Here is a 22,939-nt window from a genome sequence, read left to right as displayed (position 1 = left end):
GCACGCCATGATGGCAGTGCGGTTTTTCCATGACAGCAAGCAACGATTACAAACTATTACGCCTGGTGGCTGGTAACGTAGTCGATTGCAGCTTGTACAGTAGTGATCTTCTCAGCTTCTTCGTCAGGGATTTCGGTCTCGAATTCCTCTTCCAGAGCCATCACCAGCTCAACGGTGTCAAGGGAGTCGGCACCCAGGTCTTCTACGAAGGAAGCGGTGTTGACCACTTCTTCTTCTTTAACACCCAGTTGCTCGGCAACGATTTTCTTGACGCGCTCTTCGATGGTGCTCATACCTTGTTTTCACTCCTAATGGACAAATTCAGGCAGCTGGCCAGTGGGTAAGTGTATAGAAAGACTTTTCAGCTTTTCAACTGAAAGCTTCACTCCTCAAACCCTGCGGCCCTCTGCCTATAAATAGATTGCAGCTTTATAACGGATTTTAGACAGCTCGTATGACATTTTTTTGAAGCAATCCGTCACATTTGAATTACATGTACATCCCGCCGTTAACCGGGATTGTAGCCCCGGTCACGTATGCCGCACCGTCGGATGCAAGAAAAGCGACCACGGACGCGATCTCTTGAGCTTGTCCCAGACGGCCCAGCGGAATCTGCGTCTGCAAGGCTTCACGCTGTGCTTCAGGCAGCTCGCGCGTCATATCGGTGTCGATGAACCCTGGGGTTACCGAGTTGACCGTAATCGAACGCGAACCGACTTCACGCGCCATGGCACGACTGAAACCTTCCAGACCGGCCTTGGCGGCTGCATAGTTTACTTGGCCAGCGTTGCCCATGGCACCCACCACCGAGCCAATACTGATAATTCGGCCCCACCGCGCCTTGGTCATGCCGCGCAGAACGCCCTTGGACAGGCGATACAGACTGTTCAGGTTGGTATCGATCACGTCGTACCACTCGTCGTCTTTCATGCGCATCATCAGGTTATCGCGGGTGATGCCGGCATTGTTGACCAGAATCGCTACCGGCGCACCGAACTGCTCCTGGATGCTCGCCAGCACCTTGGTGACCGATTCGTCGCTGGTGACGTTCAGTTCGAAACCTGCGCCCTGAATGCCGTTTTCCTTCAGGGTCGCAGCAATACGCTCGGCGCCCGAAGCGGAAGTCGCGGTGCCAACAACGATGGCGCCCTGACGACCCAGTTCCAGTGCGATAGCCTGGCCGATGCCACGGCTTGCGCCGGTGACCAGTGCAACTTTACCTTGCAGACTCATGCAAGCTTCTCCTGATTCAGACAGCCGCTGCGCGAGCAGCAGCGAAAGCGTCTGGGGTATTGAGGTTGGAAGTCGAAACGCCTTCGGCGCAACGTTTGTTCAGACCGGCCAGCACTTTGCCAGGGCCACATTCGACCAGGTTGGTCGCGCCTTTGGCGGCCAGGGTCTGGACCGATTCAACCCAGCGAACCGGCTTGTAGAGTTGCTCCAGCAGATCACGCTTGAGGGTTTCCAGATCCGCCGGCACCTGGGCGCTGACGTTCTGTACCACAGGGATCTGCGGCGCCTGCCAGTCGATGGCAGCGATGGACTCGGCGAAGCGCTCGGCAGCCGGGCGCATCAGTTCACAGTGCGACGGCACGCTGACCGGCAGCGGCATGGCGCGCTTGGCGCCACGGGCCTTGCAACCCTCGATGGCGCGTTCAACTGCCGCCTTGGCACCGGCGATCACTACCTGGCCCGGGGAGTTGAAGTTCACCGCGCTGACCACTTCGCCTTGCGCCGCTTCGGCACAGGCAGCGAGAACGTCAGCATCTTCCAGACCGAGGATGGCAGCCATGCCGCCCTGCCCGGCCGGTACGGCTTCCTGCATCAATTGGCCACGGCGCTCGACGAGCTTTACCGCGTCGGCCAGGCTCAAGCTGCCAGCAGCGACCAGCGCGCTGTATTCACCCAGGCTGTGACCGGCAACAAAGGCCGGACGCGCGCCACCTTCAGCCAGCCACAGACGCCACAGGGCGATCGAAGCGGTCAGAATGGCCGGTTGGGTTTTGTCGGTTTGATTGAGCAGCTCTTCCGGGCCCTGCTGGGTCAGCGCCCACAGGTCGTAGCCCAGAGCATCAGATGCTTCTTTGAAAGTTTCAAGGATCAGCGGATGTTGCGCGCCCAGCTCGGCCAGCATGCCGAGGGACTGCGAACCCTGTCCTGGAAAGACGAATGCGAGGGAAGCAGACATGTAACAAGCCCCTAATGATCTTGTCGTCGGAAAAATGGCATCCCGCTAGAGGGACGCAAGAAACTGACAGTTGGATGGCCCTTTGAACCGGGCGGTCACATTTAAGCATTGTCCGACGAAAACGCCTAAGACAACAAATCCTCCAGACGGCCGTGCAGGCGCTCGGGAAGATTCTCCTGAATCTCAATCAGCGCTCGCTGAATCGCACTCTGAAACCCCTGAACCCCGGCCGAACCGTGACTTTTCACAACAATGCCCTGCAAACCGAGGAAGCTTGCGCCGTTATGTCGCGCCGGCGCCAGATCAGCCTGTAGACGCTTCATCAATGGCAGCGCCAGAGCACCAACAGCACGGGAAGCGAGGTTTTTTTTGAACAAGGCCTCGATGCGCGCAGCGATCATCGTCGCCAGGCCTTCGCTGGACTTGAGCAGGATATTGCCGACAAAACCGTCGCACACCACCACATCCGCCTCGCCGCGATACAAGCCGTCACCTTCGATGAAACCGATGTAATTGATACCCCGCGCAGCCTGCAATAACGTCGCAGCCAGCTTGACCTGCTGATTACCCTTGATGTCTTCAGTGCCGATATTCAACAGCGCAACGCGCGGACGGGCAATGCCCAGCGTCTGCGCCGCCACGGACCCCATTACAGCAAACTGCAACAGATGCTCGGCACTGCAATCGACGTTGGCGCCGAGATCAAGCAACTGGCAGTAGCCTTTCTGAGTGGGGATCGCGGCGACCATGGCCGGACGATCAATCCCCGGCAGGGTCTTGAGCACGAATCGCGACAGGGCCATCAGTGCCCCGGTATTGCCGGCACTGACACAGGCCTGGACCTTACCATCACGCAGCAACTCAAGGGCGACACGCATCGACGAGTCCGGCTTGCCACGCAGGGCCTGGGCAGGTTTTTCGTCCATGGTGATGACTTCGGACGCCGGAACAATTGTCAGGCGCGCACGATCGGCAGCCGATTGGCCGGTGATCAGTTCTTCAAGAAGGGAGGGTTGACCGACGAGGGTCAGGTGCAGCGAGGGTGTAGCAGAAAGGCAAGCGAGGCTGGCCTGAACAATGCTGCGGGGACCGAAGTCCCCGCCCATTGCGTCAATCGCGATGACTTGAGCGGACAAGTGATTACTCGTCAGCGCCCTTGTCGATCACTTTACGGCCACGGTATACGCCTTCTGGCGATACGTGGTGACGCAGGTGAACTTCACCAGTGGTTTTTTCTACAGACAGGGTGCTAGCCTCGAGAGCGTCGTGCGAACGGCGCATGTCACGGGCAGAGCGGGATTTTTTGTTCTGCTGAACAGCCATAATTGATTAACTCCTAAACGTTTGGGTCACGCTTTAACTGCGCCAATACACTGAACGGGTTGGACCGCGTTACCTCGTCCTCGCTCGGTTCGGGCTCATCTGCTCCCGCCGGCTGCTGGCATTCTTCCGGATGATGAGCAGGCACAATGGGCAAGGCGAGCAAAAGCTCCTCCTCGATCAGTGACTGCAGATCCAATGGATCTTCGCCCAGTTCCAGCACGTCATAACCTTTCGGTAACGACTGGGTATTCGCACCCTCCTTCACCACGGCGTAACTGCATTCGCTGTGGATCGGCAGGGTGACCAGCTCAAGACAACGCTGGCAAACCATTTTGACTTCGGTGTCGATAAAGCTGTGGATCACCACAGATTTACGTTCATCTCGTTCAAAAACGAATTTGGCCTGCACCGTACCGACATCGTCGGAAAGCGGGTCGCAGAGTCTCTTCAAATCGGCCAGCAGCAGTTCACCTTGGAGGGTGGTGCCACGGTCAGCCAATTTGCGCGGGTCAACGTGAGGTGGAATCGGGTCATTCAACATAGGCGCAGCATTATAGGGATGCACCCACCCATGTCAAAGGAAATTGTGCCCTGTCCGTCACTTGCGCGGCTCCGCTAGAATCTGCCGCCTGCCTCTGGAGATGCGAATGCTGCCTTTATTACTCGCTTCAAGCTCGACCTATCGTCGGGAATTGCTCAGCCGCCTGCGCCTGCCGTTCGTCTGCAGCTCGCCGGATATCGATGAAAGCCATCGCCCGGACGAGTCGGCAATCGAGCTGGTCAAGCGCCTCGCCGAACAGAAAGCCCGAGCCTTGGCCGACAGCCACCCTGCTCACCTGATCATCGGCTCCGATCAGGTTGCGGTACTCGGCGAGCGCATCATCGGCAAGCCGCACACCTTCGAAAATGCCCGCGAACAACTGATGGCCGCCAGCGGCGCCAGCGTGACCTTCCTCACCGGCCTGGCCCTGCTCAACAGCCAGACCGGCCACTGCCAGGTCGACTGCGTGCCTTTCACGGTGCACATGCGCGTACTGGATCAGGCCCGCGTCGAGCGCTATTTGCACGCCGAACAACCCTACGACTGCGCCGGCAGCTTCAAGGCCGAAGGCTTGGGTGTAAGCCTCTTCCAATCCACCGAAGGCCCGGACGCCACCAGCCTGATCGGCCTGCCACTGATTCGCCTGATCGACATGCTGTTGATCGAAGGCGTACAAATTCCCTGACCCACAAAAAACCGGCCCTCAGGCCGGTTTTTCCTTGCAGCAACCGATCAGCGCAACGACGGGCCGTTAAAACCCATCCACATTGCCAGTTTCTCGGCAACGCTGGCACCGAGCTTCTTCGAGAAGCGATCAAACGGCGATTCCTGAACGGTGAAGTCCACCAACTCCTTTTCGCCAATCACGTCACGCGCCACCGAGCTGGCATTGCCCAGACCATCGATCAGCCCCAATGGCAGCGCCTGCTCGCCAGACCAGACCAGCCCGGAGAACAGCTCCGGATGCTCCTTGTCCTTCAGGCGATCACCACGCCCCTGCTTGACGCTGTTGATGAACTGCTTGTGCGTGGTATCCAGCACACTCTGCCAGAACGCCGTTTCTTCCGGCTTCTGCGGCTGGAACGGATCAAGGAACGCCTTGTGCTCGCCGGAGGTGTAAGTGCGGCGCTCGACACCGAGCTTTTCCATGGTGCCGACAAAGCCGTAACCGGCTGCCGTCACACCAATGGAACCCACCAGACTGGCCTTGTCGGCATAAATCTGATCCGCCGCACTGGCAATGTAATAGGCACCGGAAGCGCCCAGGTCGGAAATCACCGCGTACAGCTTGGTGTCGGGATGCAGGCCGCGCAGGCGCTTGATCTCGTCATACACATAACCCGACTGCACCGGACTGCCGCCCGGACTGTTGATGCGCAGGATTACGCCCTTGACCTTCTTGTCCTCAAACGCCGCGCGCAGGCTGCCGACGATATTGTCGGCGCTGGCCGGTTCCTTGTCGGCAATCATGCCGGTGACGTCGATCAGTGCGGTGTAGTTACCACTGCGGGTGGCGCTTTTTTCCATGTCCATCAACGGCGTGAACAGGATCAGTGCAACAAACAGATAAACAAAGGTCAGCAACTTGAAGAAGATGCCCCAGCGCCGCGAACGACGCTGCTCCTGCACGCCGGCAAGCAAGGTCTTTTCCAGCAGCTTCCAGCTTTTCGCATCACCGTCGTCGGCAGTTGCCTTGGCCGGTGCTTTCCATTCGTCGGTCATGCCATCCACCCCAGCAAAAACGTATTAAGCCTGCTGCCCCAGCCAGGCGTGCAATTCGGAAAAATGGTCGATCGACAGTCGCGGCTCGAACTGTTGCAGTGATTCGATCGATTGCGCGCCATAACTGACCGCCACCGAATCCATCCCCGCATTGCGCGCCATCAACAGATCAAAGGACGAGTCACCGACCATCAGCGCTTGCTCGGCACGCACACCGCAATGCGCAAGGATCTGCTCCAGCATCAGAGGGTGCGGCTTGCTTGCAGTTTCATCGGCTGCGCGGGTGATATCGAAATAATCTTCCCAGCCATTGGCCTTGAGCACCCGATCCAGCCCGCGACGATTTTTGCCGGTCGCGACAGCCAGGTGATAGCCCTGCTCGCGAAAGGACGCCATCGACTCGACTACGCCTTCGAACAACGGCGAAGGCACGGCTTCTGCAGCGATGTAGTGATCCGCGTAATACTCGCGAAACAAGGTCATTTCGGTATCGCTGATTTCCGGATACAAGGTGCGGATCGCCTCGGGCAAGCCCAGACCGATGATGCCTTTAACGGCAAAATCATCACGCAACTCGAAACCTGAACGCCCGGACGCCGAGTGCATCGCCTCGACAATCCGATGAATGGAATCGGCCAGGGTGCCGTCCCAATCAAAAATCAGCAGCTTGTAATCAGATGGGCGCACTCAATCGCTCCACAGTCTTGGCCCACATTTCATCGACTGGTGCCTGCAACTTGAGTTCACCGCCATCGGGCAGCGGCACGGTCAGCATGTAGGCGTGCAGGAACAGGCGCTTGCCGCCCAGATCACGGATTTCCTTACTGAAACCGTCATCGCCGTATTTGGTGTCGCCGGCAATGCAGTGCCCGGCGTGCAACGTGTGGACGCGGATTTGGTGCGTGCGACCGGTGATCGGTTTGGCCTCGATCAAAGTGGCAAAATCGCCGAAGCGACGCAGGACCTTGAACACGGTCACAGACTCCTTGCCCTCCTCCTCGTCGACCTCGACCATGCGCTCACCGGAGCGCAGATTGCTCTTGCCGAGCGCCGCACGGACCTGCTTGATCGAGGTCGCCCAGTTGCCGCGAACCAGTGCCATGTAGCGCTTGTCGACACCGTCACCGCGCAACGCGGCATGCAAGTGACGCAACATGCTGCGTTTCTTGGCGATCATCAGCAGGCCGGAGGTGTCGCGATCGAGACGGTGAACCAGCTCGAGCTCCTTGGCATCGGGGCGCAACTGACGAAAGGCTTCGATAACGCCGTAATTCAGGCCGCTGCCACCGTGAACCGCAATGCCGGCGGGCTTGTTGATCACGATCAGGGCTTTGTCTTCGTAGACAATCGAGGCTTCCAGGCGCTGCAACAGGCCTTGGGCCAAAGGCACCGGTTCGTCACGCTCAGGCACGCGCACTGGCGGCACGCGCACGATATCGCCGGCCTGCAGCTTGTATTCGGGCTTGATCCGACCTTTGTTCACGCGCACTTCGCCCTTGCGCAAAATGCGGTAAATCAAGGTTTTGGGCACGCCTTTGAGCCGGGCGAGGAGGAAATTGTCGATTCGTTGGCCGGCATATTCCGGCGAGACCTCAAGCAGTTGAACGCCTGGAGTCGTAGGGGCAGTAGTCGTCATGGCGCGGATAATAACAATTTTTTATGGAATTGAAGCACTTAATCATTGCTGCTATAGTCGCGAACGCCGCCAAAAGCGGCCTGGACAGAGGAATCACGGTCAAAAACCGGCCCTGACCAACGCAATTCACCAGGACGCGAGGCCGTCCTACGGGGCTTTTGCTACGTAACGGTGGAGTTTGCAGCTGTAACAAGCGCAGGTGACATGAGGCCTGAATCACGCCGCAAAGCAGAGTTTTGACTCGCCACGCGAGCCATATTCACGGCCAGTTCACAAAGTGCAGTCAGCCGCGGATGACCCCGAGCGAAGACTCCGGAAACACCGCCTGAATTAGCCATGATGCGTGACCTCCCCTTTCGGAGCTCACGGTAAATGCCAACCCGCTGCGGATTCTGCGCGCGGCAGCACCCGAATTATCAGGGATACGTGTAGGGTGGAGATGCACAACCGCTGGACTGTGTAGCAACAGGTTTTATCAAGACGCTTCATCTCGTCCACAGCCACCGGTTGATTCCTCCTCCTGACTGAGTGCTTAAGTAGCCACAGCAAGCAGGACGCGTACGTCGCGATAACGGCCCAATTGGCCGGACATCGCTGGACACGGGAATGGCCAACCACTCCCGACGCACCTGACACCGACCGTGAGAAGTCGTGTGTGCCGAACGCCGTTTCCGGCAGCCCGGAAACCGACGGTACTACATGAAAAGAATGCTGATTAACGCAACTCAACCCGAAGAGTTGCGTGTTGCACTGGTAGATGGCCAGCGCCTCTACGACCTGGACATCGAATCCGGTGCACGCGAGCAGAAGAAGGCCAACATCTATAAAGGCCGCATCACTCGCATCGAACCAAGCCTTGAGGCTGCCTTTGTCGATTTCGGCTCCGAGCGCCACGGCTTCCTGCCCCTCAAAGAAATCTCCCGCGAATACTTCAAGAAAGCCCCTGAAGGCCGCGTCAACATCAAGGACGTCCTGAGCGAAGGCCAGGAAGTCATCGTTCAGGTCGAAAAAGAAGAACGTGGCAACAAGGGCGCAGCCCTGACCACCTTCATCAGCCTGGCCGGTCGTTACCTCGTTCTGATGCCGAACAACCCGCGTGCCGGCGGCATCTCCCGTCGCATCGAAGGCGAAGAGCGCAACGAACTGCGTGAAGCGCTGAACGGTCTGGTCGCTCCGGCCGATATGGGGCTGATCGTGCGCACTGCCGGCCTTGGCCGCAGCAGCGAAGAAATGCAGTGGGACCTCGATTACCTGCTGCAACTGTGGACCGCCATCAAAGAAGCCTCGCTGGATCGTTCCGCGCCGTTCCTGATCTACCAGGAAAGCAACGTGATCATCCGCGCCATCCGCGATTACCTGCGCCAGGACATCGGCGAAGTGCTGATCGACAGCGTTGAAGCCCAGGACGAAGCCCTGACCTTCATCCGCCAGGTGATGCCGCAGTACGCCAGCAAGATCAAGCTGTACGAAGACAGCGTTCCGCTGTTCAACCGTTTCCAGATCGAAAGCCAGATCGAGACCGCTTTCCAGCGCGTCGTCGAACTGCCATCCGGCGGCTCCATCGTCATCGATCCGACCGAAGCCCTGGTGTCCATCGACATCAACTCGGCGCGCGCCACCAAAGGTAGCGACATCGAAGAAACCGCCCTGCAGACCAACCTTGAAGCCGCCGAAGAAATCGCCCGTCAGTTGCGCCTGCGCGACATCGGCGGCCTGATCGTCATCGACTTCATCGACATGACCCCTGCCAAGAACCAGCGCGCCGTGGAAGAGAAAGTCCGCGAATGCCTGGAAGCCGACCGCGCCCGCGTGCAGATCGGCCGCATCTCGCGCTTCGGCCTGCTGGAAATGTCCCGTCAGCGCCTGCGTCCTTCGCTGGGCGAAAGCAGCGGCATCGTCTGCCCGCGCTGCAGCGGCACCGGCATCATCCGTGACGTCGAATCGCTGTCCCTGGCGATCCTGCGTCTGATCGAAGAAGAAGCCCTGAAAGACCGCACCGCCGAAGTTCGCGCTCAAGTGCCAATCCCGGTGGCCGCGTTCCTTCTCAATGAAAAACGCAACTCGATCACCAAGATCGAACTGCGCACTCGCGCCCGCATCGTCATCCTGCCGAACGATCACCTCGAAACCCCGCACTTCGAAGTTCAGCGCCTGCGTGACGACAGCCCGGAAGCCGCAACCAACCAGTCCAGCTACGAAATCGCTGCCGCTGCCGCCGATGTCGAAGACGTCCAGCCAGCCGCCGCGACCCGCACCCTGGTTCGCCAGGAAGCCGCGGTCAAGACCGCTCCGGCCCGCGCCAACGCTCCGGTTCCGACCGAAGTCGCCGCTCCGGCCCCGGCACCTGCTCCGGTTGCTGCGCCAGAGCCAAGCCTGTTCAAAGGCCTGGTGAAGTCGCTGGTCAGCCTGTTCGCCACCAAGGAAGAGCCGGTTGCTCCGGTCGTGGTTGAAAAACCAGCCACCGAGCGTCCGGCCCGCAACGAAGAGCGTCGCAACGGTCGTCAGCAGAGCCGCAACCGTAACGGTCGCCGCGATGAAGAACGCAAGCCGCGCGAAGAGCGTGCACCGCGTGAAGAGCGCGCACCACGTGAGCCGCGTGAAGAGCGTCAACCGCGCGAACCACGTGAAGTCCGCGAGCCACGCGAATCCCGTGACGAAGCACCGGTAGCCCGCGAAGAACGCGCACCACGCGCGCCTCGCGAAGAACGTGCACCACGTGCTCCGCGTGAAGATCGCAAGCCGCGTGGCGAGCGTGAAGAACGCGTACGTGAACTGCGCGAGCCGCTGGATGCCGCTCCGGCCGTTGCTGCCGCCGCCACCGCTGAAGAGCGTCCGGTCCGTCAGCCACGTGAAGAACGTGCGCCACGTCCTCCGCGTGAAGAGCGTCAACCGCGCGCCGAACAGGCCGCTGCTGCCGTCGCTGAAGAAGAAACCACCACCAACGAAGAGCAACTGCCGGAAGACGGTTCGGAGAACGCCGAAGGCGATCGTCCACGCCGCCGCTCCCGTGGTCAGCGTCGTCGCAGCAACCGTCGCGAGCGTCAGCGTGATGCCAATGGCAACGTGATCGAAGGTTCGGAAGAGTCCGAGACCGGCGAAAACGCCCAGGCGCCAAGCACTGCCGATCTGGCTGCTGGTCTGGCTGTTACCGCTGCTGTTGCCAGCACCGTGATCAGCGCTCCGGCTGAAGCTCAGGCCCACGAGCAAGCTGAACGCGCTACCGCTGCAACACTGGAAACTGCTCCAGTAGAAGCGCCCGTTGTTGAAGCCACCACTCCGGTCGTAGCGCCTGCTGCTCCGGAAGTCGAAGTAGCTCCGGCTCGCGAAGCTCAGCCTCAGGTTGAAGTCGCTGCCGAACCAGCTGTGTCCTTTGAAGCGCCAGCCGTCGCTGAACAGTCGGTTGTCGAAACCGTCGCGGAAACCGTGACCGAAACCGTGCGTGAAGTTCGCGAAGAACAGACCGCGTTCAACTGGGTCGCCGAGCAGGCTGTCACTGAAACACCAGCGCCAGTGGTTGAAGCGCCTGTTGTTCAAGAAGCCAAGGCTGCCGAGCCAGTAGTTGTTGCTGAACCGGCACCGGTCGTTGAAGCCCCTGTGGTTGAAGCGCCAGTTGTAGCCGAAGCACCAGCGCCAGTGGTTGAAGCAGCTCCGGTCAGCGCCCTGACCCCAAGCGGCCGCGCGCCGAACGACCCGCGTGAAGTGCGTCGTCGCAAGCGTGAAGAAGAGCGTCTGCAGAAGGAAGCCGAACTGGCTGCCGCTGCCGCCGCTGCTGCTCCAGCTGCCGAAGTGGTCGAGGCGGCTCCTGCCCCGGTCGCTGAGGAAGTTGCCGTTGAAGCCGTGATTGCCGAAGCACCACGCTCCGTTCAGGAAGCGGTCGAGCAACACGAAGAGGCCCAGGAAAAAGAACACGAGCCTAAACCCCTCGTCTGATTCCAAAAGCCACTAAAAAGCCCCGCCTGGTGATCCAGGCGGGGCTTTTTTATGCCTCAAGGTTTTATCAGGACAGCTGGAAAACCAGCGCATCCGGCACATCGACATCCCACAACACCCCTGGGTCATCCACCGCGACTTCAATCACCCGACCTTGGGCAAACAACGGTCGCGCGCCTCGATCACCGGACAAAGCCATCAGCCCCGCTCCGTACGAACGACCAAACCCGACCGGATGCCCATAATCACCGTTCAACGTCGGTACGCTGACCGCATCCTCGGCCATCGCCGCCACGACCCGCTCAATACTCGACGGCAGGATGAACGGCATGTCGCCCAGCACAATCAGCCAGCCATCGGCTTCCGGGCAAGCCGCCACACCCGCCGCGATGCTGTCGCCCATTCCCGTGGACTCGATCGAGACAATGTCACACCCGTAAGCCTGCGCCATGCGCATCGCCTGCGGCCGCGCCTCGGTCGTCACCAGCACCCGCTGGTCGAGACTCGCCGGCAGGTTCACCAACACCTGCTCGATCACCGAACGCACCGCGCCGTCGCGCCCGGTGCAATCAGCCAGCAGCTTGTCCTTGTCGACACCCGCCACTTCGCGAAAGCGGCTGCCCTCGCCCGCCGCCAGCACAATCACTCCGATGGATCGGCTCATACGCTCTCCAGTGTCTTCTTCTGCTTGAGCTCGACACCATTCTTGATCGCGACGATTTCCGCCAACAGCGACAGGGCGATTTCCGCCGGTGAATGGCTGCCGATATGCAAACCGATCGGCCCGTGCAAACGGGCGATGGCCGCTTCCGACAAGCCTAGCTCAGCCAGGTTTTCCCGACGCTTGCGGCTGTTGACCCGTGAGCCGAGTGCGCCGACGTAGAACGCCTTGGAGTCGAGCGCCGTGAGCAACGCCATGTCATCCAGCCGTGGGTCGTGAGTCAGCGCGACAATCGCCGTGCGTTCATCGGTCTGGATATTCAGCACTGCTTCGTCCGGCATGCCGGGGACAAAACGTCCATGCTGCTCTTCCCAGCCATAGACGAACTCGGTGCGCGGATCACAGATCAGTACTTCGAAATCCAGCAATCGCGCCATCTCGGCCACATACCGCGACAACTGCCCGGCGCCGATCAACAGCAGGCGCCAGCGCGGGCCGTAAATGGCGCGCAGGGTCTGGCCGTCGAAACTCAAGACATCGGTCTTGCCGGCCGGTCGCAACACCACCTCGCCAGTGCCGATGTTCAGTTCGCGCGCGACGATTTCGTGGGCCTCGCAGCGATCCAGCAACTCGGCGACCCACGCCGGATCGCCGACCCGCTCCTCGGTCAGGCGCAGGGTGCCGCCGCAAGGCAGGCCGAAGCGCGCCGCTTCTTCCTGCGTCACGCCGTAGGTGATCAACTGCACCGGCGGCCCGTCGGCGGGAATCCGTCCGTCGTGCAGCCGGGCTATCAGATCGTCCTCGACGCACCCGCCGGACACCGAACCGATCACCACGCCATCTTCGCGCAACGCCAGCATTGCGCCGGGTGCCCGGGGCGCGGTGCCCCAGGTCTGCACGACGCTGAACAACATTACCCGCTGTCCGGCGCGGCGCCATTCGAGCACGCTGCGCAGGACATTAAGATCGGCGCTGTCCATTACGCTTGCGCCTTCTGCCAGCCCTGCAACTGGTAACGCACCGGCAGGTTACGGATGCGCTGGCCGGTGGCGGCGAAGATCGCATTGCACAGCGCCGGCGCAATCGGCGGCACGCCCGGTTCGCCGACGCCACCCAGCGGCACCTCGCCCGGCGGCGTTACCAGATGCACCGCGACTTCCTTCGGCGCCAACGACATGCGCGCGACTTCATACATATGGAAGTTGTCCTGCTGCACCTTGCCGTCCTTGAAGCTGATTTCGCCCCACACGGCGTTGCCCAGGCCCATCACGCAGGCGCCTTCGAACTGCGAACGGATGCGCTCGGGGTTGATCTGCGGGCCGCAATCCACGGCGATATCGGCCTTGTGCACGATCAGCGTGCCGTCGTCCTTGACCTCGACTTCGATCACCGCCGCCACATAGGTGACGAAGCTGTAATGCACCGCCAATCCGAGACCACGACCCTTGGGCAATTGACGCCCCCACCCCGCCGCCTTGGCTGCCGTTTCGAGCACGGTGCGCATGCGCCCGGTGTCGATCGGATAACGCTCGGGGGATTCGCCGTAATTCCACTCTTCACTGAGCGTACGCGGGTCGATCTGCCGATCCGGGCCGAGCAATTTGATCTGGTACTTGAGCGGATCCTCCTTGGCTTTGTGCGCCAGTTCATCGACGAAGCTCTGGATCGCGAAGCCATGGGGAATGTTCGACACCGAGCGATACCAGCCCACCCGCGTGTGCACCGTGGCCTCAGGGTTTTCCAGGCGCACGTTGGGAATCGCGTAGGCCATGTTGGTGAAACCCATGCCCAGCTCGAAGGCGGCTTCGTGGTTCATGCCCGGTGCGAACAGCGCGGTGATGCTCGGCGCCACCGTGCGGTGCAACCAGGCGGACGGCAAACCGTCCTTGCCCACACCGGCCTTGAGGTATTCGGCGGACACGGTGTGGAAATACGAATTGTGGATGTCGTCTTCCCGGGTCCACTGCACACGCACCGCTTTGCCGGGGAATTCCTTGGCGAGCACAGCAGCCTCAACGACGAAGTCCGGTTTGGACTTGCGCCCGAATCCACCGCCCAGCAGCGTGACATTGAAAGTGACGTTATCGAACGGCAGCCCCAGGCGTTCAGCGATCCGCTCGCGGGTGACCTGCGGCGCCTGGCTCGGTGCCCAGGCTTCGCAAGTGCCATCCTTGTAACGGGCGATGGCGACCATCGGCTCCATCGGTGCCTGGGCCAGATGCGGCAAGTAATAAGAGGCTTCGAGCGTGCTGGCGGCGCTGCCGATGGCTTTGTCGATGTCGCCGGTATTGCGCACCACTTTGCCCGGTTTCAGCGAAGCGCCTTCGATCTCTTTGCGATAGGCGACCGAGTCATAAGTGGCGTTCGGGCCATCGTCCCACTCGATCTTCAGCGCTTCACGGCCCTTCAATGCCGCCCAGGTGTTGCTGGCCACCACGGCCACGCCGCCCAATGGCTGGAATTCCGAAGGCAATGGCCGGGGCTCGATCTGGATGACTTTGAGGACGCCCGGCACTTTCAGCGCGGCGCTGTCATCCACCGACTTGACCTTGCCGCCATACACCGCCGGACGCGCGATAACCGCGAACAGCAGGCCGTCGAAATGCACGTCGGCCCCGTACACCGCGCGGCCATTGACGATGTCGGCACCGTCGATGGCTTTGGTGCCTTCCTTGCCGATGTAGCGGAATTCCGACGGTTGCTTGAGCCGCAGACTGTCACGGGCCGGCACCGTCAGCGCACTGGCCGCAGCGGCCAGCTCACCGTAACCCAGCTCACGCCCGGACGGTGTGTGAATGACTTTATGCAGTTGCGCGCGGCATTCGCCGACCGGCACCTTCCACTGCGCAGCGGCGGCTTGTTCCAGCATGGTACGGGCGGCGGCGCCGCAACGGCGCATCGGTTCGTACCAGTGCCGCATGCTGCGCGAGCCGTCGGTGTCCTGGTTGCCGAAGCGCACCTCATCACCCGGCGCCTGCTGAACCTTGACGTGCGCCCAGTCGGCTTCCAGTTCATCGGCGACCACCATGGTCAGGCTGGTGCGCACGCCCTGGCCCATTTCCGAACGGTTACAGACCACGGTCACCGTGCCGTCGGCGGCAATGCTGACGTAGACCTTCGGATCGTCGATCCAGCCGTTGGGCATGCCATCGGCGCCGAACTGCTTGGGCTTGTCTTCGGCCAGCGCATCCTGCCAGCCCCAGCTCGCCGCCAGCACCAGCGCACCCGTGGCGCCGACGCCCTTGAGGAAGCCCCGGCGACTCAGGTTGCTCAGGGCAAAATCGTTCGGTAGACGGCTCATGCCTTGGCCTCCTTCAGGTGAGTGGATGCCTGACGGATCGCGGTCTTGATCCGGTTATAGGTACCGCAGCGGCAAATGTTGCCGACCATCGCTTCTTCGATCTGCTCGTCGCTCGGGTTCGGGTTGGTCTTGAGCAACGCGGTGGCGGACATGATCTGGCCGCCCTGGCAGTAACCGCATTGGGCCACAGCGGTGTCGAGCCAGGCTTGCTGGACGATCTGACCGACCGGGTCGGCATGCAGGTTGTCGATGGTGGTCACGTTCTGCCCGACCACCGAACCGATCGGGGTGATGCAACTGCGCGCCGGCGCGCCGTCGATATGAATGGTGCATGCACCGCACAGGCCCATGCCGCAGCCGAACTTGGTGCCGTTGTAACCGGCGACGTCGCGGATCGCCCACAACAGCGGCATGTCCTCGGTGACATCGAGTGGATGATCTTGACCATTGAGTTTCAGGGTAATCATGGGCACGCCCGCATATTCTTGGAGGTTATGGGGTCGAGCCATCTGCCACCGCAGGGACGGTAGTGGTTCGCGCAGATCGGCTCAGGCTAATCAGGCTCTCTTGTACGGACGGGAACGTCTGCACCGGGCCTTTGGTGGAGCAAATGACTGGTATCGTTAGCTGGCTACGTTAACCCGCGATTAACAAAAAAGCCCTGCACTTTTTAAATAAGTGCAGGGCTTTGGGTTCAGCCTTGAAAGCGTAGCCTCAATACCTGTTGGGCTCCATTTCCAGCTCGACATTGAAACGTTCTGAAATGTCTTTCTGGATGCGCTGGGCCAGATCCAGTAATTGCAGCCCGGTCGCCGTGCCGTAGTTGACCAGCACCAGCGCCTGCAATTTATGCACGCCGGCATCGGCCTCACGGAAACCTTTCCAGCCGGCACGCTCGATCAACCAGCCGGCCGCCAGTTTCATCTGCCCGTCCGGTTGCGCGTAGGCCACCAGATCCGGATGCTGCGCCTTGATCTGTGCAACCACGGCCGCCGACACCAGCGGGTTCTTGAAGAAGCTGCCGGCATTGCCGAGCACCGCCGGGTCCGGCAGTTTTTCGCTGCGGATGCTGCAGATCGCGCGGCTGACATCCGTCGGCGTCGGTTGCTCGATGCCCTGCTCGGTCAGACGCTGACGCACCGGACCGTATTCCAGATGCAAATGCGCGACTCGGTCCAGTACGAAGCGCACCCGCAGAATCAGCCAACGCCCCGGCTGCTGCTTGAACACGCTGTCGCGGTAGGCGAACCGGCATTCCTCCAGACTGAAGTCGCGCAGCTTGCCGGTCTGGCGATCCAGTGCCGTCAGGCCGGCGAACACATCCTTGATCTCGACGCCGTAAGCACCGATGTTCTGCATCGGCGCAGCACCGACAGTGCCGGGGATCAGGCTGAGATTCTCCAGCCCGGAAAAACCCTGCGCCAGCGTGTGCTGCACGAACGGGTGCCACGGTTCGCCAGCTTCGGCTTCAATCACCACACGATTGCCGTCGTCGCTGATGACGCGGATGCCACGGCTGGCCATACGCAGCACCAGCGCCGGAATGTCCGCCGTGAGCAACAGATTGCTGCCGCCGCCAATCACCAGCAACGGCACATCATGGGCACTCGCATACGCCAGGGCTTCGCGCACATCGGCGTCACTGTGGGCTTCGGCAAACAGCTGTGCGCGCACATCAACGCCGAAGGTATTGAAGGGCTTCAGGGAAACCTGCGGTTGTATCTGCAAACTCATAACCGCCCCTTCACTTCAATCAACAACTGATCGCAGGCACGCTCGATCAGATCCAGCACCTGCTCGAAGCCCTGATCGCCGTCGTAATACGGATCCGGCACCTCGTCGACTTCACCTTCGTAGCGGCGCAGGAACAAGTCCAGCTCGGCCTTGCCGGTGGACGGTTGCAGCGCCTTGAGATTGCGCAGGTTGCTGTTGTCCATGGCGAGGATCAGGTCGTAGCTGGCGAAATCGGCGCGGCTGACCTGCTGCGCGCGTTGCGCCGACAGGTCATAACCGCGCAGCTTGGCCGCCGCCTGGCTGCGCTTGTCCGGCGGATTGCCAACATGCCAGTCGCCAGTGCCGGCAGAGGCCACTTCGACCTGATCCGCCAGCCCCGCTTCACGCAACTTGTGGCGCAACACGCCTTCGGCGGTGGGCGAACGGCAGATGTTGCCCAGGCACACGAACAGAACGCGCATCAGGCCTCCAGCAGGCGACGGACGCGCTCGAGGTCTTCGGCGGTGTCGACCCCGGTCGGCGGCGCGATCAACGCGTCAGCCACATGAATCCGCACGCCGTGCCACAGGGCACGCAGCTGTTCGAGGGATTCGGTGTTTTCCAGCCAGCACGGTCCCCAGTTCACGAAGTCCTGAAGGAAGCCTGCGCGGTAGGCATAAATGCCGATGTGGCGACGATACGGCACGCCTTCCGGCAGCACGTCGCGGCTCTTGGCGAAAGCATCGCGGGCCCATGGCAGGGTCGCTCGACTGAAGGTCAGCGCCAGACCGTTGAGGTCGCTGACGACCTTGACCACGTTCGGGTTGAACAGGGTTTCCACGTCTTCGATCGGCTCGGCCAGGGTGGCCATGCGCGCTTCGGTGTGGGCCGCAAGATTCGCGGCGACCTGATCGATCACGCTCGGCGGGATCAGCGGTTCGTCACCCTGCACGTTGACCACGATGGCATCCGGCTCCAGGCCCAGCTTCGCCGCCACTTCAGCCAGACGATCGGTACCGGAGTTGTGATCTTCACGGGTCAGCACCACTTCGGCGCCGAAAGCCTTGCAGGCCTCGACGATACGCGCATCGTCGGTCGCCACGACCACGCGGCTGGCGCTGCTTTTGCTGGCCTGTTCCCAGACGTGCTGGATCATCGGCTTGCCGGCGATGTCCAGCAGCGGTTTGCCCGGCAGACGGGTCGAGGCGTAGCGCGACGGGATGACAACGGTGAAGGCGGTGGTCATTTATCCAGACGCTCGTCGGTGGTCAGGGTGCGGGCTTCACTTTCCAGCATGACCGGGATGCCGTCGCGGATCGGATACGCCAGACCGGCGCCCTTGCTGATCAGTTCGGTCTTGTCGGCGCTGAGCTTGAGCGGGCCTTTGCAGACCGGGCAGGCGAGGATGTCGAGCAATTTGGTGTCCATGAACATTCCCTGGATAAAAACGGATTAAGGCAAAAGACGATCCGGCAACAGGCGCATCAACTGCGTGTCGAACCAGGCCACGAAGGCCGGTGACGGCACAGCATCGACCGCCAGGTACCACCAGTCGGCAGCGGCGAAGGCACGGCACTTCACCGCGTCCTTTTCAGTCATCACCACTGGCAATGACGGCGTGAAACTCAAGGCCTGCACGCTGTATTCGGCGTGGTCGGCGAAGGCGTGGGGCACAGGCCGCCAGTCTAGCGCCTCGAGGGTATTGAAGAAACGTTGCGGGTTGCCGATCCCGGCCACCGCGTGCACGGCCTGGCCGGGCGGAAAATGATCGAGCGGCCGGCGTTCACCGCTGCGCAGGTTGACCAGCGCCGAGGGCTTGAGACGGAAGGCGAAACCGCCGTCGCGATCCTCAAGGGCGCCATTGAACAGCATACCGTCAACGCTTTGCAGGCGCTCGACCGGTTCGCGCAGGGGGCCGGCGGGCAGACAGCGCCGGTTGCCAAGCCCTCGGGCGGCGTCGATCAGCACCAGTTCCAGATCCCGCGCGAGGCGGTAATGCTGCATGCCGTCATCGGACAGGATCAGGTCCAGCGGCTCGCTGTCCAGCAGGGCTCTGACGGCGGCGCTGCGATCGGGATCGATCATCAGCGGTACGCCGGTGCGCTGCACGATCAGCAACGGCTCGTCGCCGGCGATGTCGGCAGTCTGGTCAGCGTCGACCCGCCACGGCAGTTGCGCCGGTTTGGCGCCGTAACCACGACTGACCACACCGACCCGCAGCCCGTGGCGTCGGCAGTGCTCGATCAGCCACAGGATCATAGGCGTCTTGCCGGTGCCGCCGACGGTGATGTTGCCGACCACGATCACCGGCACCGGCGACTGGTAGATCTCACCTTCGCCATCGAGAAAACGCTGACGCTTGCCGGCCACCACGCGGCGGTACAGCCACTCCAGCGGCCGCAACAGCGTCAGGGCCGGGTGCCCCTGATACCACGCGGCGAGCAGACGATCGGACATGGCCATCAGGATTTGGGCGCCGCCTCGACCGTGGTCATGCGCAGATGGCTGAAACCGAGCTTGCCGGCCGCGTCCATGGCGGTGATCACGGATTGATGCTGAGCCTTGCCGTCAGCACTGATCGACAACGGCATGTTGGTGTCGCCGTTGGCTTCTTTCTGCATGGCTTCCATCAGGGTGGCCAGATCGTTTTTCGGCAGAATCCTGTTGTTCACCGAAAACACGCCTTCGGCGCTGATGGCCACATCCAGTTGCTTGACCTGCTGATCCTCGGCCGGCGAGCCGCTGACCGCTTCCGGCAGGTCGACACGCAGTTGGGTTTCGCGGGTGAAGGTGGTGGTCACGACGAAAAACAGCAACAGGATGAACACCACGTCGATCAGCGACGCGAGGTTGATGTCGATCGTTTCCCGGGGCTTGCGACGGAATTTCACGCTTTGCCCCCGGCCAGATCGACGTCACGGTCTCCCTGCACCACTTCCACCAGTTTGATCGCTTCCTGTTCCATGCCCACCACCAGTTCATCGATGCGGCGTTGCAGGAAACGGTGGAAGAACACTGCCGGAATACCGACCATCAGACCCGCAGCGGTAGTGATCAGCGCCTTGGAAATACCGCCGGCCAGCACCGCAGCATTGGTGGTCATGCCGGAGCCGGTGAAGGCACTGAAAATGTCGATCATGCCCAGCACCGTGCCCAGCAGACCGAGCAACGGCGACATGGCAGCGATGGTGCCCAGCGCGTTGACGTAGCGTTCCAGCTCGTGGATGACCCGGGCGGCGGCCTCTTCGATGCACTCCTTCATGATCTCGCGACCATGCTTGGAGTTGGCCAGGCCCGCGGCGAGGATTTCCCCCAGCGGCGAGTTGGCGCGCAATTCCTTGAGTTTTTCCTTGTTGAGCTGCTTGTCCTTGATCCAGACCCAGACCTGACCCAGCAAATGCTCAGGGGTGACGCGACTGGCGCGCAGGGTCCACAGGCGCTCGGCGACGATCGCCATGGCGGCGATGGAACTCAGAATGATCGGCAACATCATCCAGCCGCCGGATTTGACCAATTCCCACACAGTGACAGCCCCCTCGAAAAAGTGCGCCACTTTACCATACCGGTTCGCGATAAAGACCCGTCGCCCCGACGACCGTGCTCAACGGTACTCCGTCCCCGGCAACGGAGGGGCGCGCCAGAACCGGCGTTGTTGACGCATCGACCGGGCCGGCTCAAACCGCCCCAGTTGCAGATGAATGGCGCCCTGCTCGGCGCTGTCGTGGATGTGTATTCCCTGCTTGCGGTAACGGGCAATGACCGTCGGGTGCGGATGGCCGAACGAGTTGCCCTGCCCTCGGGAAATCAGCACGGCCTGGGGCTGCAAAACCTTGAGCAAGGCCATCGATGAGGAACTGCGGCTGCCGTGATGCGGGGCTTGCAGCCACTGGGTCGGAACCGCCAGCGCGCTGTTGAGCAAATCCCGCTCGGCATTGGTGTCGATGTCACCGGTCAGCAGCAGCCGCTCGCCGTTGGCTTCGATCTGCAACACGCAGGAACGCTGGTTGCTGTCATGGGCTTCTGCCCATTGCCATAGATGAAAGGCAACGCCGTCCCACTGCCATTGCCGACCGCTTTCACAGGCTTCGGCGTTCAGCGCTTCGGCCAACCCCTGCGGATCGCCGCTGATGACCCGGCTGACCGGCAATCCTTTCGCTACGGCGAGTGCGCCACCTGCGTGATCGGCATCGGCATGGCTGAGCAGCATCAGGTCGAGGTGTTCCACGCCCAATTTGCGCAATGCCGGCAGCACCACTCGCTCGCCGAGGTCAAAGTCGCCGAAACGCGGGCCGCTGTCGTACAGCAAGGTGTGATGCCGGGTGCGGATCAGAATTGCCAGACCCTGGCCGACATCCAGTTGCCACACATCCGCTACGCCTTCGGTCAGGCGTTCTCGAGGCGGAAATGCCAGCACCAGCAGCAACGGCCAGCCCAAGGGACGCAGGGGAACGCCTCGGGGCAGCAATAACAGCACTGCACCGATGCAACCCAGCGCCGCGATCCAGCCCGGCATCGATTGTGCAACCCACGCCGGCCAGCGCCCGGCAATCAGGGCCAGTGCCCGGAACAATCCATCGATCAGTCCACCGGCCAGCCACAGCAGCCCTTCACCGACATAAGGAATTGGCAGCAACAAAGTCCCGAGCAACGCCGGCGGCAGCACCGCAAAACTGACCCACGGCACCGCCAGCAGATTGGCCAGCGGCCCGCTGAGACTGATCGGCAGACTCAACGCCAGCAGCACCGGGCACAATCCGATTGCGATCAGCCACTGCGCGCGTGTCCAGGTCTGCCACCAGCGCCACGGTCCCAAACGGCCACCGAAGGTGAAGATCAACACGGCCACGGCCACGAACGACAGCCACAATCCCGGACGCAGACTGGCCAGCGGATCCATCAACAACACGCCGTTGAAGGCCAGCAGCAACGGCCACCAGGCACCGAGGTGGCGAAAACGCAAACGCCACAACAGCACCAGCGCAACCATCACGCAGGCCCGTCGTACCGGCACATCGAATCCAGCCAGCAGGCCGTAACCCAGCGCCGCCGCGAATGCCAGACCGCACGCCCAGGGCAGCCAGGGCCAACGCAGCGGCCAAAATCCGAATCGGGCCAACCCGGCAACCAGCGCGTACATCAACGCTGCCAACAGCCCGATGTGCTGGCCGGAAATCACCAGCAGATGCACGGTGCCGGTGTCCTGCAAGATTTGCCAGTCTTCGCGACTGAGGCCGGAACCATCGCCGAGCACCAACGCGGCCAAGGCGCCGTTACGACCCTGGGCGTCAACGGCAAGCAGGCGCTGGCGAATACTGTCGCGCCAGGCCCACTGCGCCGGCGCCAGACGCTGGCCATCCTTCACCGTCCCGGTAGCACCAATGCGTTGCGCCAGCAGCCAGGCCTCGTAATCGAACACATCCGGATTGAGCAGGCCACCGGGACGCTTGAGCTTGACCGCCAATCGCCAGCGTTCGCCGCTTTTGACTTCGGGCCCGGCGTACCAGGCCAGACGCATCAGCGATGGCAGTTTGTCGTGACGCGAGCGCGCATCGGCCAGTTCGAAGCGCACGACGCCCTCGGCGTTCTGCGGCAAGCCGACGACCCGCCCTTCCACCCAGCGCGTTTCGCCATCCAGCCGGGAAGGCAGTCGATCATTCAACGCCATCTGCGCGTTGAAACCCGCCCATGTAAATCCAAGCAGCAAAAACGCCAGTGGATAGCTGCGAAACGGCAGCAGCATCAGCGCCACCCACGGCAACACCAGCAATAACCCGACCGGCGGCAGGGCCGGTAAAAAAACCGCTGCCAGCAGACCGACCGCCAGCGCCATCATCCCTGTGCGCATAAGCCCGTCCTTGAGAGTCCCACCTTCAGGCATAGCGGCTGCGGGGCAAGGGCGTCGTTATCAATTGTCACAAAGTCTG

General features: G+C 61.6%; 23 protein-coding genes. 2 read left to right on the top strand and 21 right to left on the bottom strand.

Translation table 11 applies throughout. The annotated features are described in order from the left end of the window. Positions 1-56: 56 nt before the first annotated feature. The 6 genes from acpP to CAF80_RS23910 form a co-directional block, all read right to left on the bottom strand. A complete protein-coding gene (gene acpP, locus CAF80_RS23935; RefSeq protein ID WP_003175607.1) occupies positions 57-293 on the bottom strand; it encodes an acyl carrier protein in 237 nt (78 codons plus the stop codon). A 196-nt stretch (positions 294-489) separates the two neighbouring features. Continuing rightward, entirely contained in the window at positions 490-1,233 is a 744-nt protein-coding gene (gene fabG, locus CAF80_RS23930) for a 3-oxoacyl-ACP reductase FabG (protein WP_007950790.1), read from the bottom strand. Positions 1,234-1,249: 16 nt separating this feature from the next. Beyond that, positions 1,250-2,188 carry an ACP S-malonyltransferase gene (fabD, locus tag CAF80_RS23925; protein ID WP_007950787.1) on the bottom strand — a complete coding sequence of 313 codons (939 nt, stop codon included), beginning with the start codon at positions 2,186-2,188 and terminating at the stop codon, positions 1,250-1,252. Positions 2,189-2,313: 125 nt separating this feature from the next. Further along, on the bottom strand, positions 2,314-3,324 hold the full coding sequence (gene plsX / locus CAF80_RS23920) for a phosphate acyltransferase PlsX (RefSeq protein WP_074688106.1): 1,011 nt from the start codon (positions 3,322-3,324) through the stop codon (positions 2,314-2,316). A 4-nt stretch (positions 3,325-3,328) separates the two neighbouring features. Further along, positions 3,329-3,511, bottom strand: a complete 183-nt coding sequence (rpmF, locus tag CAF80_RS23915; RefSeq protein ID WP_003179396.1) for a 50S ribosomal protein L32 — start codon at positions 3,509-3,511, stop codon at positions 3,329-3,331. Positions 3,512-3,524: 13 nt separating this feature from the next. Further along, positions 3,525-4,052 (bottom strand): YceD family protein, encoded by a 528-nt coding sequence (locus CAF80_RS23910; RefSeq protein ID WP_003204262.1) that lies wholly within the window; start codon positions 4,050-4,052, stop codon positions 3,525-3,527. Between the two features lie 106 nt (positions 4,053-4,158). Between CAF80_RS23910 and CAF80_RS23905 the strand changes: the two genes are divergently transcribed. Next, positions 4,159-4,737 carry a nucleoside triphosphate pyrophosphatase gene (locus CAF80_RS23905; RefSeq protein ID WP_074688108.1) on the top strand — a complete coding sequence of 193 codons (579 nt, stop codon included), beginning with the start codon at positions 4,159-4,161 and terminating at the stop codon, positions 4,735-4,737. 47 nt (positions 4,738-4,784) lie between these two features. Here CAF80_RS23905 and sppA read toward each other — a convergent pair whose 3' ends face one another. Genes sppA through rluC form a run of 3 tightly spaced genes read right to left on the bottom strand, consistent with a single transcriptional unit; the run spans position 4,785 to position 7,410 of the window. Then, complete coding sequence (sppA, locus tag CAF80_RS23900; RefSeq protein WP_039770673.1) at positions 4,785-5,774, bottom strand: signal peptide peptidase SppA; 990 nt, start codon at positions 5,772-5,774, stop codon at positions 4,785-4,787. Positions 5,775-5,798: 24 nt separating this feature from the next. Beyond that, entirely contained in the window at positions 5,799-6,461 is a 663-nt protein-coding gene (locus CAF80_RS23895; protein WP_039770675.1) for an HAD-IA family hydrolase, read from the bottom strand. Further along, on the bottom strand, positions 6,448-7,410 hold the full coding sequence (gene rluC / locus CAF80_RS23890) for a 23S rRNA pseudouridine(955/2504/2580) synthase RluC (protein ID WP_039770677.1): 963 nt from the start codon (positions 7,408-7,410) through the stop codon (positions 6,448-6,450). The genes CAF80_RS23895 and rluC overlap by 14 nt, the downstream gene beginning before the upstream one ends. 699 nt (positions 7,411-8,109) lie before the next feature. Between rluC and rne the strand changes: the two genes are divergently transcribed. Next, positions 8,110-11,340, top strand: a complete 3,231-nt coding sequence (gene rne / locus CAF80_RS23885) for a ribonuclease E (RefSeq protein ID WP_085668024.1) — start codon at positions 8,110-8,112, stop codon at positions 11,338-11,340. A gap of 67 nt (positions 11,341-11,407) precedes the next feature. Here the strand turns inward: rne and CAF80_RS23880 are convergent, their stop codons facing one another. The 12 genes from CAF80_RS23880 to CAF80_RS23825 all read right to left on the bottom strand — a co-directional run bounded on the left by CAF80_RS23880 (position 11,408) and on the right by CAF80_RS23825 (position 22,860). Beyond that, a complete protein-coding gene (locus CAF80_RS23880; RefSeq protein WP_074688112.1) occupies positions 11,408-12,004 on the bottom strand; it encodes a nucleotidyltransferase family protein in 597 nt (198 codons plus the stop codon). Then, on the bottom strand, positions 12,001-12,981 hold the full coding sequence (locus CAF80_RS23875; RefSeq protein ID WP_074688114.1) for an XdhC family protein: 981 nt from the start codon (positions 12,979-12,981) through the stop codon (positions 12,001-12,003). Before CAF80_RS23875 ends, CAF80_RS23880 begins: the two co-directional genes overlap by 4 nt. Continuing rightward, complete coding sequence (locus CAF80_RS23870) at positions 12,981-15,302, bottom strand: xanthine dehydrogenase family protein molybdopterin-binding subunit (RefSeq protein ID WP_074688116.1); 2,322 nt, start codon at positions 15,300-15,302, stop codon at positions 12,981-12,983. The genes CAF80_RS23875 and CAF80_RS23870 overlap by 1 nt, the downstream gene beginning before the upstream one ends. Beyond that, positions 15,299-15,769, bottom strand: coding sequence for a (2Fe-2S)-binding protein (locus CAF80_RS23865; RefSeq protein WP_039770687.1), 471 nt, complete (start codon positions 15,767-15,769; stop codon positions 15,299-15,301). The genes CAF80_RS23870 and CAF80_RS23865 overlap by 4 nt, the downstream gene beginning before the upstream one ends. Before the next feature lie 247 nt (positions 15,770-16,016). Next, entirely contained in the window at positions 16,017-17,036 is a 1,020-nt protein-coding gene (murB, locus tag CAF80_RS23860) for a UDP-N-acetylmuramate dehydrogenase (protein WP_085668023.1), read from the bottom strand. Beyond that, positions 17,033-17,497, bottom strand: a complete 465-nt coding sequence (locus tag CAF80_RS23855) for a low molecular weight protein-tyrosine-phosphatase (RefSeq protein ID WP_064598568.1) — start codon at positions 17,495-17,497, stop codon at positions 17,033-17,035. Before CAF80_RS23855 ends, murB begins: the two co-directional genes overlap by 4 nt. Continuing rightward, positions 17,497-18,261, bottom strand: a complete 765-nt coding sequence (gene kdsB / locus CAF80_RS23850; protein ID WP_074688122.1) for a 3-deoxy-manno-octulosonate cytidylyltransferase — start codon at positions 18,259-18,261, stop codon at positions 17,497-17,499. The genes CAF80_RS23855 and kdsB overlap by 1 nt, the downstream gene beginning before the upstream one ends. Continuing rightward, positions 18,258-18,443 carry a Trm112 family protein gene (locus tag CAF80_RS23845; RefSeq protein ID WP_003179363.1) on the bottom strand — a complete coding sequence of 62 codons (186 nt, stop codon included), beginning with the start codon at positions 18,441-18,443 and terminating at the stop codon, positions 18,258-18,260. The genes kdsB and CAF80_RS23845 overlap by 4 nt, the downstream gene beginning before the upstream one ends. A gap of 24 nt (positions 18,444-18,467) precedes the next feature. After that, positions 18,468-19,478, bottom strand: coding sequence for a tetraacyldisaccharide 4'-kinase (gene lpxK / locus CAF80_RS23840; RefSeq protein ID WP_085668022.1), 1,011 nt, complete (start codon positions 19,476-19,478; stop codon positions 18,468-18,470). Beyond that, on the bottom strand, positions 19,478-19,906 hold the full coding sequence (locus CAF80_RS23835) for a biopolymer transporter ExbD (protein WP_039770694.1): 429 nt from the start codon (positions 19,904-19,906) through the stop codon (positions 19,478-19,480). Before CAF80_RS23835 ends, lpxK begins: the two co-directional genes overlap by 1 nt. Next, positions 19,903-20,538 carry a MotA/TolQ/ExbB proton channel family protein gene (locus tag CAF80_RS23830; protein WP_163976130.1) on the bottom strand — a complete coding sequence of 212 codons (636 nt, stop codon included), beginning with the start codon at positions 20,536-20,538 and terminating at the stop codon, positions 19,903-19,905. The genes CAF80_RS23835 and CAF80_RS23830 overlap by 4 nt, the downstream gene beginning before the upstream one ends. Before the next feature lie 78 nt (positions 20,539-20,616). Next, entirely contained in the window at positions 20,617-22,860 is a 2,244-nt protein-coding gene (locus CAF80_RS23825; protein WP_085668021.1) for a DNA internalization-related competence protein ComEC/Rec2, read from the bottom strand. Between the last annotated feature and the right edge of the window lie 79 nt (positions 22,861-22,939).

Source organism: Pseudomonas sp. B34(2017) (assembly GCF_002112915.1).
Classification (GTDB): domain Bacteria; phylum Pseudomonadota; class Gammaproteobacteria; order Pseudomonadales; family Pseudomonadaceae; genus Aquipseudomonas; species Aquipseudomonas pharyngis.
This window is presented reverse-complemented; position numbering and strand designations above follow the sequence as displayed.

Bases quoted from the DNA above. Each gene is read 5' to 3' on its own strand.
- CAF80_RS23845 (WP_003179363.1), bottom strand. From the start codon at position 18,443: ATGGACACCAAATTGCTCGACATCCTCGCCTGCCCGGTCTGCAAAGGC.
- rne (WP_085668024.1), top strand. From the start codon at position 8,110: ATGAAAAGAATGCTGATTAACGCAACTCAACCCGAAGAGTTGCGTGTT.
- CAF80_RS23865 (WP_039770687.1), bottom strand. From the start codon at position 15,769: ATGATTACCCTGAAACTCAATGGTCAAGATCATCCACTCGATGTCACC.
- rpmF (WP_003179396.1), bottom strand. From the start codon at position 3,511: ATGGCTGTTCAGCAGAACAAAAAATCCCGCTCTGCCCGTGACATGCGC.
- kdsB (WP_074688122.1), bottom strand. From the start codon at position 18,261: ATGACCACCGCCTTCACCGTTGTCATCCCGTCGCGCTACGCCTCGACC.
- CAF80_RS23825 (WP_085668021.1), bottom strand. From the start codon at position 22,860: ATGCGCACAGGGATGATGGCGCTGGCGGTCGGTCTGCTGGCAGCGGTT.
- murB (WP_085668023.1), bottom strand. From the start codon at position 17,036: ATGAGTTTGCAGATACAACCGCAGGTTTCCCTGAAGCCCTTCAATACC.
- fabD (WP_007950787.1), bottom strand. From the start codon at position 2,188: ATGTCTGCTTCCCTCGCATTCGTCTTTCCAGGACAGGGTTCGCAGTCC.
- CAF80_RS23880 (WP_074688112.1), bottom strand. From the start codon at position 12,004: ATGAGCCGATCCATCGGAGTGATTGTGCTGGCGGCGGGCGAGGGCAGC.
- CAF80_RS23910 (WP_003204262.1), bottom strand. From the start codon at position 4,052: ATGTTGAATGACCCGATTCCACCTCACGTTGACCCGCGCAAATTGGCT.
- lpxK (WP_085668022.1), bottom strand. From the start codon at position 19,478: ATGGCCATGTCCGATCGTCTGCTCGCCGCGTGGTATCAGGGGCACCCG.
- sppA (WP_039770673.1), bottom strand. From the start codon at position 5,774: ATGACCGACGAATGGAAAGCACCGGCCAAGGCAACTGCCGACGACGGT.
- rluC (WP_039770677.1), bottom strand. From the start codon at position 7,410: ATGACGACTACTGCCCCTACGACTCCAGGCGTTCAACTGCTTGAGGTC.
- CAF80_RS23870 (WP_074688116.1), bottom strand. From the start codon at position 15,302: ATGAGCCGTCTACCGAACGATTTTGCCCTGAGCAACCTGAGTCGCCGG.
- CAF80_RS23875 (WP_074688114.1), bottom strand. From the start codon at position 12,981: ATGGACAGCGCCGATCTTAATGTCCTGCGCAGCGTGCTCGAATGGCGC.
- acpP (WP_003175607.1), bottom strand. From the start codon at position 293: ATGAGCACCATCGAAGAGCGCGTCAAGAAAATCGTTGCCGAGCAACTG.
- CAF80_RS23855 (WP_064598568.1), bottom strand. From the start codon at position 17,497: ATGCGCGTTCTGTTCGTGTGCCTGGGCAACATCTGCCGTTCGCCCACC.
- fabG (WP_007950790.1), bottom strand. From the start codon at position 1,233: ATGAGTCTGCAAGGTAAAGTTGCACTGGTCACCGGCGCAAGCCGTGGC.
- CAF80_RS23905 (WP_074688108.1), top strand. From the start codon at position 4,159: ATGCTGCCTTTATTACTCGCTTCAAGCTCGACCTATCGTCGGGAATTG.